At 61.0% G+C, this 9247-nt stretch carries 7 protein-coding genes, 1 tRNA gene and 1 rRNA gene; 5 read left to right on the forward strand and 4 right to left on the reverse strand.

Annotated elements, in window-relative coordinates; translation table 11 throughout:
* The first annotated feature begins 112 nt into the window (after positions 1 to 112).
* Together rrf and BMW67_RS14865 are read left to right on the forward strand one after the other, a co-directional pair.
* Positions 113 to 227, forward strand: a 5S ribosomal RNA gene (rrf, locus tag BMW67_RS14860).
* 39 nt (positions 228 to 266) lie between these two features.
* A tRNA-Met gene (locus BMW67_RS14865) sits at positions 267 to 343 on the forward strand.
* 103 nt (positions 344 to 446) lie between these two features.
* Here the strand turns inward: BMW67_RS14865 and BMW67_RS14870 are convergent.
* Genes BMW67_RS14870 through BMW67_RS14885 form a run of 4 tightly spaced genes read right to left on the reverse strand, consistent with a single transcriptional unit; the run spans position 447 to position 7480 of the window.
* On the reverse strand, positions 447 to 1739 hold the full coding sequence (locus BMW67_RS14870) for an McrC family protein (protein WP_072748534.1): 1293 nt from the start codon (positions 1737 to 1739) through the stop codon (positions 447 to 449).
* On the reverse strand, positions 1736 to 3991 hold the full coding sequence (locus tag BMW67_RS14875; protein WP_072748533.1) for an McrB family protein: 2256 nt from the start codon (positions 3989 to 3991) through the stop codon (positions 1736 to 1738). The genes BMW67_RS14870 and BMW67_RS14875 overlap by 4 nt, the downstream gene beginning before the upstream one ends.
* Positions 3992 to 4032: 41 nt before the next feature.
* Positions 4033 to 5379, reverse strand: coding sequence for a DNA-processing protein DprA (locus tag BMW67_RS14880; protein ID WP_072748532.1), 1347 nt, complete (start codon positions 5377 to 5379; stop codon positions 4033 to 4035).
* 1 nt (position 5380) lies between these two features.
* Positions 5381 to 7480 carry a RecQ family ATP-dependent DNA helicase gene (locus tag BMW67_RS14885; RefSeq protein ID WP_072748531.1) on the reverse strand — a complete coding sequence of 700 codons (2100 nt, stop codon included), beginning with the start codon at positions 7478 to 7480 and terminating at the stop codon, positions 5381 to 5383.
* A gap of 134 nt (positions 7481 to 7614) precedes the next feature.
* On the opposite strand from BMW67_RS14885, the gene BMW67_RS14890 reads away from it, so the two are divergent.
* The 3 genes from BMW67_RS14890 (at position 7615) to BMW67_RS14900 (ending at position 9188) form a co-directional block, all read left to right on the forward strand.
* Positions 7615 to 7941: a helix-turn-helix domain-containing protein gene (locus BMW67_RS14890; RefSeq protein ID WP_091764277.1), complete on the forward strand. Its 327-nt coding sequence runs from the start codon at positions 7615 to 7617 to the stop codon at positions 7939 to 7941.
* Between the two features lie 10 nt (positions 7942 to 7951).
* Positions 7952 to 8674: an ImmA/IrrE family metallo-endopeptidase gene (locus BMW67_RS14895; protein WP_072748563.1), complete on the forward strand. Its 723-nt coding sequence runs from the start codon at positions 7952 to 7954 to the stop codon at positions 8672 to 8674.
* A gap of 106 nt (positions 8675 to 8780) precedes the next feature.
* The gene (locus BMW67_RS14900; RefSeq protein WP_177174524.1) at positions 8781 to 9188 is read left to right on the forward strand and encodes a hypothetical protein; all 408 of its coding nucleotides are present in this window, start codon (positions 8781 to 8783) and stop codon (positions 9186 to 9188) included.
* Positions 9189 to 9247 lie beyond the last annotated feature (59 nt).

The following is a 9247-nucleotide window of genomic DNA, read 5'->3' on the forward strand; positions in this document are numbered from 1 at the left end:
TCAGTTGACCGGTACTAATCGCTCGATCGGCTTGATCCGATCCGGAAGCCGGACGAAATCCGGCCCCTCCCCTCTTCCCGAAAGACGCTCGTGGCTCGATGCGCTCCGCCGGTCTGGTGGTCAAAGCGCGAGGTAAACACCCGATCCCATCCCGAACTCGGAAGTTAAGACCCGTCGCGCCGATGGTACTGCGTCTCAAGACGTGGGAGAGTAGGTCGCCGCCAGACCTGCAGAGCGCATCCTCAAACCTCTCTCTTCACAGACACCGCGGGGTGGAGCAGCCCGGTAGCTCGTCAGGCTCATAACCTGAAGGTCGCAGGTTCAAATCCTGCCCCCGCAACCAATATCCTACGCGTTCCCAAACGCTTACGCGCCGCCCTCCGGGGCGGCGTTTGCGTTTCCAACGCCCGTGGAAGCACTGTGGAAGCAAGAGGGCGCGAAGTCCTTCATATCGCCTCGAAAATCGGTGTCGTCGATGTTCTTTGCTTCCAGTTCCGCTCTACAGGGATCATCGCATCGATACCGGCCGGGATCCCGCTGCCAAAGGCGAGCTCTCGAACATCGACCGCGACTACATCCAGTACCGGCCTCTCTTCGGTCATGAGCACGAACTGGGTGATCCTTCCTGGCGGGCAGTCCCTCGAGGCCGGGTAAACGAGCACGAGTCGCTTGCAGCGGTAGCGACCGGCGTAGGCGTTCATCTGATACGCGTCGCCGCTCGAGACGCCGGAGTTCGCTTCGCCGAGATCGAGGCGCTTCCACTTTGCGTCGAGGACGGCGACCGTCTCATCTCCGCTCTGAATGGCGATGTCGGGGCGCAGCTGGAAGCCCGCCGTCGCGAGGTTCTTCACAGGGCTCTGGAGCCTGACGGAAAGGCGACCACCATGCTGCGTCTGAAAGGCGTGCCGGATGCGCAGTCCCAGTACCGTCTCGAAGAGCTTCTCCATGTTGAACAGCAGCGCTGAACCAGCTGCGTCGCCGATGCGAACATCCGGGTACAAGCCTGACAACAGCCGGTGGGCCCGCGCAAACACCGGCTCCCAGTTCCGGATGGTCCGATCAAACCGCAGTGCGCCGACGCCGCGAACCGTAACCCGACGATCGCTCACCTCGTCGAAGCGATGGAGAAGCGCCGCGACCATCGCCCGCGTCCTCGGGCTCAGAGCGAACCCGAGGAGGATTCGCAGGACGCTCTTCAGCGATTGATTGTATAGGTTGTCGATCATGCGCTCGTCGAAGCGGCAGAGCAGATGAGAACGATCGAAGGCGTTCGCGCGCAGGTGCTCGGTGAGCTCGATCCGTCCGCGGATGGCATTGAGGTTCTCCGTTCTCTCCGTGTACCGGGCAATGGCCCCGCCTCGGAGGGCGGATTTCACCTGGCTGCAGAAATCCTCGATGAAGACGTCCAGGAGGTGGCTGTGCTGTTGCCCGAGGCCGGCCTCGCCTACGCGCTTCGATCCGAGCTCTCCAGCACGAGCAAGCATGGCCACTAGAAGGCCCCGCATGTCTTCGCTGCTGTCGCTGCTATGGTCGATCTTTGGAAGTATCTCGATCGCCAGCTGCTCGGTTTGCAGGACTCCGCAGAACGGCCCGAACTTCAATGACCGATGGCCCCAAGTGAGGACCCCGGATGGCAGACGTTCGGCGAGTTTCGCGATCCCTTCTGCCTCGAGCTCGCTGATCTCGCCGGCTGGGCCGATGCTGACGCCCTCCCTCTCTCGGAAAATCAGGCACCTCATTCCGGTGGCTCGTAGATCTTCCGGATTGCGTCCGGGGTGATGTCGTCTTCCCGAATGATCTCGAACGCCTCCCCGTCCCCGATTTCGGTCGGGTCCGCCTTTGGAAACAGCACGGCAGCACTCTGCGTGAGCGCCCGGACCAATTGCAGCTCCTCCTCCACGGCCTGATCGGCGAGGACGTATCGGATCTGACGCCAGTCGTCGTAGAACGCCTCTTGCAGGAACGGCAGTATCTCCCGCGCAAACACACGGCGCAGCTCGTCGAAGGACTTCACGTGGTAAAAGTAGCTGTGGCCGAGGGTCTGGTCGCGATGCAGCAAGCGGGACAGGCGGTCATTCATGACCCGCAGAAGCTCACGCAGGTCGATCGGATTGCCCTCACCGTCATCAATCGGTCCCAGGAGCTCCGGTTTTGGCGTGAGTTCCTCGAACCGGAATCGGCGCCGTAATGCGCTGTCGAGCAGGGCGATCGAGCGGTCCGCAGTGTTCATGGTGCCGATCACGTCGACATTCGCGGGCACACCAAAACGCTCGCCGGAGTAGGGGAGCGTCACTTCCAGGCCCTTGCAGCTCGCCAAGCGGTTTCCCGAGGCATCTATGCGGATGCGCTTGTCCACCTCGAGAAGCGTGATGAGTTCGCCGAAGATCTTGGCGACGTTTCCACGATTGATTTCGTCGATGAAGAGGGCGAACCGCTTGTCCGGCGCGCGCCGGGCCCGATCGCAGAGCCGCTTCAACACTCCCGGCCGCACCTCGTAGGTGACGACCCCGTTCTCCGTGACCGGGCGAATGCCCTCGACGAAGTCCTCGTACGCGTAGCTCTGATGGAACGTCACGAACTCGAAGCGATCGCCGGCCTCGTCCCGGTATCGCGGCAGGTAATCGTTCTTGAGGCGATAGGTCTTCCCGGTGCCTGGCGGGCCGTAGAGAATGAGGTTCAGGGGCGGCGCGAGTTTCTTTGGAGATGCATCCCCAGACCCGGCGTCGTCTTCCTGCGTAGTGCCGTCCGGTCCGATCTGTGGCAGCGCCTTCCATAGGCGCTCCAGGCTGCGGGCAGCCTTTGCCTTGATCTCGATTCCGGAAGACTGCGGGTTCCATTCCTGGTCGGGTTCGCGACTTTGCAGCTCTTCAAGAGGGACAATTTCGTCCGTCGTTGCATCGCGGACGGAGTCGAATGCGACGTCAACGAAACGCGTCGTCTCGCCGGCATCGGCGCGGGCCTGTTCCCAGTGCTCCGCTTCATAGGGCGCGCGCGTGATCTTTCCGACGGCCACGACGCCTTTCGGAGGAATGCCGGTGCGGATCAGAAAGACGCGGTCACCCTCGCGCGGCTTGCTAGAGCTGCAGCGCCATCGGTTGTCGGCCTTCTCTCCACTGATCGTCGCGGCGCGGTCGGCCGCGAGTGTGTCCCAGGTCCATCTGGAGGGGTTCCAGCTGAGGAGCCAATTCTTCGTCTGGTTTTTCCACTGGGACTCGAACTCTTCCTGATAGAAATCGATGTCCGCGCAATGCTCTTTTTCAAGTCGGCGACGCAGATTGAGCAACGCGCGGTCGATCTCGACAGTGCTCCACTTCTTGATCTCCTTCTCCGGCGTGTCTCCGAAACCGGCAAGGATCAGGCGCTTGTCCCGCTCCGAACTGATCCTCTCGAAGGTATCAGGGAACAGCAGGTGTGGCAGGATGTGGATCAGCTGTCTGTGCCGCGCCTCAGGAAGTCCACTCAGCCAGCCAGAGAACGCCCACGGATCCGAACCGATCTGCTCGCGCTCGGAGCCATCGCGAGCCTTGAAATCCCGCAAGGCGCCGATGAGAAAAACCAGCTCGCGCCACCGGTGCGTGTTGTAGGCAGTCCCGGCGGAGCCGATGCCTCCGAGAACGCCGTCTGCCAGGAGTGGGTGGGTCGCGTTCAGGTCCTCGCCCGACCACGACCAGATCTCCAGTACGTTCTCGCGCTTCTTTGCGGCGCCGACGTTCGACGGGAAGAGCAGCGTCAGCCAGAGGCTCTCCGCCATCAGCCTGCGGCAATCAGGGGAGCCTTCCGAAAGCTGCACCTTCAATTTCGAGAGAAAGTCGCCTTCACCTGCGTCGAGATTCCTTACGAAACGTTGATCAAGCTCGCCGAGCAGATCAGTCGTCCAGAGGTTTCCGCCTTCCGACAATACTGACCCGTCTGCGAGAAAGCAGTTGTCTTTCCACGTCGCGGCAGCGTCGTATATCGGAGCAACGTGGTGATTTGGATTGAAGCGAGACAATTGCCCTCTTTCCCGATTTCTTCAACGTCGCGCTCGACGCATCAGCTCTCATTCCCGAAGAGGGATGCTTGCCGTTGATCCGCAGATGCTGACTGATATCGAACAGGCTTGCTGAGCTTCTTGATCTGCCCGTCCGTCATGCCCCGTTTCAGCCAGGCGTTCACTTGCGCTTTCTCCAACTCCAGACGCGTAGCGATATCCTCGACGTTCATAGGGGCGTCATCGGTTAGCCTCCGCAAGCACTGGAGAAACAGGCTGTAGAATTCGCTCGCAGGTTCCGACGAGCTGTCCTCTGCGTCGACGGTCGCAACAGGATCGGTCGAGGGTGGCGCATCTGCAGTTCCGTCATCACTCCCTGCCGAAGCGGCCATCTTGTGTGGAGTGGCGGCTTCAGAGGGGGCTTGCTCCGTCTCGGATTGCTGCAGCAGCGGGAGTGATGTCTCTTCGGGTGCCGTATCCCTGCCGTTGACCGTCTCCCATAGGCTTGAAAGGGCCGGCAAATCTCGAGGGAACCAGCGCGCTCCCTTTTGGACGAGCGCAGCGTTGCCGGACGCAGGATCGTCCTTATGCTGCACCCAGAGCGGTACCCATCCGCTTTTCAGGTCTTCCGTCGCACCGCTCCAGGTGCCTCCCTTGTCGGGCGCGCTGTTCACTACAACGGCAGCATCGGACAAACAGTAGATATACTTGTTCCGCGCCATCGCATTGCCGACGTTGAATCTCGCCTCCGGGTTGAAAGGGGAGATCAAGACCAGGTCGCCGGCGCGCAGATACTTGCGATATTTGGCCGATGTCGCTGCCCGCAGAAGACTGTCGGCCAGCACTCCGACTGATGTGCCCTCATTCTCGAGGGCGCCGAGCATCGCGCGCTCGTCGACACCGCGTGCACCGCCAGAAATTACCGAGAATCCTTGGTCGGCTGCGGATTGCGCAAGGCGCGTTGAGAACTCGAGGTCGGCTTCGTCGGCATCACGGGATCCCACCACCGCGACGCCGCCTTTGTTGAGAAGCGCTCTGTTGCCACAACCGAAGAGAACTGGAGGAGCGTCGAGGCGTAGTTTGCGCTTGAGCCTCTCCGGATAATCGTGTTCGGATCGAGTGATTATCCAAATTCCAGCCCGTGACCATTTTTCCAAAGCAAAGCCTAGTAATGCGCCGCGATTTAGCAGGCTGGCGACCCGGTGCAACGTGATCTTATTGTCTACCCAGCCGGAAAGAAGGGATCTCGGATCCCCCTTGAGAAGATTCGCCGGCTCCAACTCGTGGTCCTTCAACCAACGTGCGAGCTTCCCCCATTCCTTGACCGACAGTGGCTTGGCATCTGCGTCGCCCTTGCCGAGGTGGACAGTGAGAAGAATGACCGCTTGTGCTTGGGGGGAAAGGCTCATTCTAAGCCCCAATGCTGGAGGTGGTGAGGGCGAAAGGCCAAACTGGACCGCTGCCGGCGTGGCGTAAGAGAGCGGCTACTATGGTTAGGGTCCATGCCGAATCTACCACGTCGTCTACTAGCAGGACAGGTTCTCTTGGCACCGTCCCGTCAATCTTGAATGCTCCATCGAGGTTTCGGCACTGATGAAACCTGTTTTGCTGGAACTTCTGTGGCTCGTTTTCCTTCACCTTCTTTATAACCGGTTTGAACGGCACTCCCAGTGCTTCTGCAAGGCGGCGGGCGAAGTCTGGAACGAGAGTGGGATTATTCAGCGAGGGCACGCAGGTCACCCAGGCAGGTCTTGGCGTGGGCCGCCAGCGCTCATTCAGCATTTCCACGACTGCATGCACTAGCTCGTCGCGAAAGCGGCCATTGTGCTTGTCCTCGGCGACCAACTGTCCCCAACCGGCATCGCCCCATCGCGAAAGGATGCGGCCTGTTTCGGCGCGTAGCTTGGTGGGCAGGTTGCCTCTGAGGCCATATATCGGAAAAGCGTCTTTGGCGACCTGCTTATTGCATTCCAATTCTAGTTCCGCGTGACGAAGGTATCGCGCCGCTGAGATTGCCATCTCCCGCGTGAATTGGGGGTCTACAATCGGTCGCCCTAGGCATCGGTCGCATTTTCCGCATGGTTGGGGATCTTCGTCATCCAGCGCTTTGGAAAGGAACTCCATCAAGCAGCCGTCCGTTGCAACGTAGCGCTGCACTTCTTGCCATTCTGTCTCGCGCTGTCCCGTCAAGCGCTCGATTTTCTCGTGGTCCATTCGATAGGGCACGGGTGTGCGCTGCCATGTTGAGCCTGACTTGAGGACCGGCGCCGGGTTCTCCACAGAAAGGAACTTCAGCACCTGCTCAATCTGGCCACGCCGAAGGTTGACGGCCTTTTCAAGCTGCAGGACGCTGAGGCCATCACTTTCCTCAAGCGCCTCCAGAATGGCACCGATCCACTTGTCCTTGGGGAATGCGCTTTTCCGGAAGTAATCATGGATGTGCGAGTCTTCCTCGCCCGACATCAGCACACCGATTGCATGGTCTATGGCGCGGCCGGCACGACCCACCTGCTGGTAATATGCGATGATGGAGCCAGGTGCTTGGTAGTGTACGACGAATCCGAGATCAGGTTTATCGTAGCCCATTCCGAGCGCGGTCGTTGCGACCAGAGCCTTTATTTCGTTGTTGAGCAGTTTGCGCTCGAGATGCTGCCGGTACGCATCCGAGTCTTCGAATCCATCGGCAACAACGCCGCTGAAGTAGGCTCGGGCATTGATCCCATGCGACTGCAGCCAGTCTGCCACCTGCTTCGCGTCGCGCTTCGTAAGCGTGTAGACGATCCCGGTTCCAGGTAACGCTCCTATATGCTCTGCGAGCCACGCCAAACGCGCGGCTTGGGTTGGCAATTGAACGGTTTGCAGGGCGAGGGTGCTGCGCATCAAGCTTCCACGCTGGATGCCGATGTCACCAAGCTGGTTCCGAACGTCCTCGACCACGCGATTGTTCGCTGTTGCGGTGGTGCCGAGGATCGGAACGTTCGCCGGCATGCGTCGCAGGATGTTTGCGAGGCGGCGATAGTCAGGTCGGAAATCGTGTCCCCAGTCGGAGATGCAATGGGCCTCGTCCACCACGAGGAGACCAATCCGCTCTGCGATCGGCAGCAGAACCTTTTCGACGAACTCATCATTCGCGAGGCGCTCGGGCGACACCAGGAGTGCATCTACTTCGTTCCTCCGAACGGCGCGCTCGATTGCAGGCCAATCCGCTCTGTTGGTCGAGTTGATTGTGTAAGCGCGGATTCCGAGTCGCTCCGCGGCTTCGATCTGGTTGCGCATCAAAGCGATGAGCGGGGACACGATGAGGGTTGGTCCGCGTCCGCTGTCGCGAAGGATGCTTGTCGCGATGAAGTAGACAGAGCTCTTGCCCCAGCCGGTCCGCTGGACAACAAGCAAACGTTCTCTTCGGTTCACCAGCGCATCAATGGCTTCCCACTGTCCTTCGCGGAACTCCGCGGTTCCTTCTCCCAAGGCGATCCTGAGGAGTTTAAGAGCAGCCGTACGATCAGTCACGCCTTCGTCGTCCTTCCGAGTCTGGGAGCGTGCCCGTTGCACGCTTCGCTGTTGATTCCCTTAAGTATAAGGCGTAACAATTCACGCATCCGCGAACAAGCGGATTGACAGGGAGAAGCAGCGATGATCCGGCCATGTCTGCCGACGGGATGACCTTAGGGCGCGCGATCGCGAAGGCCCGCAAGGAACTCGGTCTCAGCCAGAAGGAGCTCGCGGCGCGGGTGATGAAGGAGGAGGGGGGCGGACCGATCTCTCCGCAATATCTCAACGACATCGAGCACGACCGCCGCAGCCCCAGTTCCAGCCACCTGATTCGCGAGTTCTCCGGCATCCTGAACATACCGGAGGATTACCTCTTCGCGCTGGCGGGGCGGCTGCCGGACGATCTGCGCCGGGAAGCCTCGGATCCCGAGAAGGTGGTCAGGGCCTTCGCGAACTTCAGGAAGACGCTTAAGGAGTGAGGGCGGGGCCATGGTGCGGATGATCCCGGACAACACCGGGCGCTTTCCGCGGCGCCCCTACTTTGAAGCACGCGAGCTCGACGCCGAATGCGAACGGCTGATCCGGGAGTTCCTGCTCTCCCACAAGAAGAAGGTCGCCTATCCGGTCAGCACCGATGACCTGACGGTGCTCGTCGAGGCGCATGTCGAGGATCTCGACACCTATGCCGACCTTTCCGGCTACGGCGACGATGTCGAAGGGGTGACCGAGTTCTTCGCCGACCGGATGCCAAGGGTGGCGATCTCGGAGCGCATTTCGGCCGATGATCGGCGCGAGAACCGCTTCAGAACAACGCTCACCCACGAATTCGGCCACGTGAAGTTCCATGGGCCGCTCTGGGCCGAGAAATTCGCGACCGGCGACCTGCTCGACCGCGATCCGAACGCCAACAAGGCCATCTCCAGGCGTGACAACATCCTCGGCGCGCCGCAGAGCGACTGGATGGAATGGCAGGCCGGATACATCAGCGGCGCGATCCTGATGCCGGCCACGCCGTTGCGGCGCCTGGTTTCCGACTACTGTGCGCCGCGCGAGCTGCACGGAAACATCCACGTGGCCTCCGACCACGCCGCGGAGCTGATCCGAAGGGTGATGGAGCAGTTCGCGGTCTCCGAGGAGGCGGCGCGCGTGCGGCTGCTCAAGCTCAACCTGATCACGACGGTGCAGGGCCAGCCGTCGCTTTTCGATCGGTAGTTGCCAATCCGCGGAATCGCGTATTTTTTCGATTGACTCCCTTCCGTTGCGATATACGCTGATTAGCAGATCAGCCGACAATGGAATCGCCAGAAAGGAGAACCCGGTGACCGCACTTTCCACTTTCCTTCGCAAGACGCCGGGTGAGGCGCTGCGCGAATACTTCGATCGGCCGGAGATCGGCCTGCCCACGGGGTTCGACTGGAGCTTGCCCGAGCCGGAGCTCCCGAGGCCGCTGCTTGGCGCAATCGAGGGGATGACCCGGTCCCAGCGGGACCGCATCTCGAACGATGCCGAGCGTGTGAACGCCCTGGCGGACGAGGCGGGGCAGGCCGCGATCTACAGTGTTGCCGAGGATCCCGCCGTGCTCGACGGGCTCTCGAACGCCCATGCCCGCGCGCTCTGGATGTTCCTGAATGCGCCGGATCGTTTCCGCCATGCCGAGGAGGTCCGCTTCACGGAGGACCGCAGGCGCGGCCGGATGTGGGCAGGCTTCATGACCGAAGCCGGCTGAACCGTGCGGCGCGACCGGGACGCGATCTCGTCGTTCGTCTCGGCAATCAAGGCATTCTC

Origin of the sequence: Oceanicella actignis (genome assembly GCF_900111545.1) — a bacterium.
GTDB lineage: Bacteria > Pseudomonadota > Alphaproteobacteria > Rhodobacterales > Rhodobacteraceae > Oceanicella > Oceanicella actignis.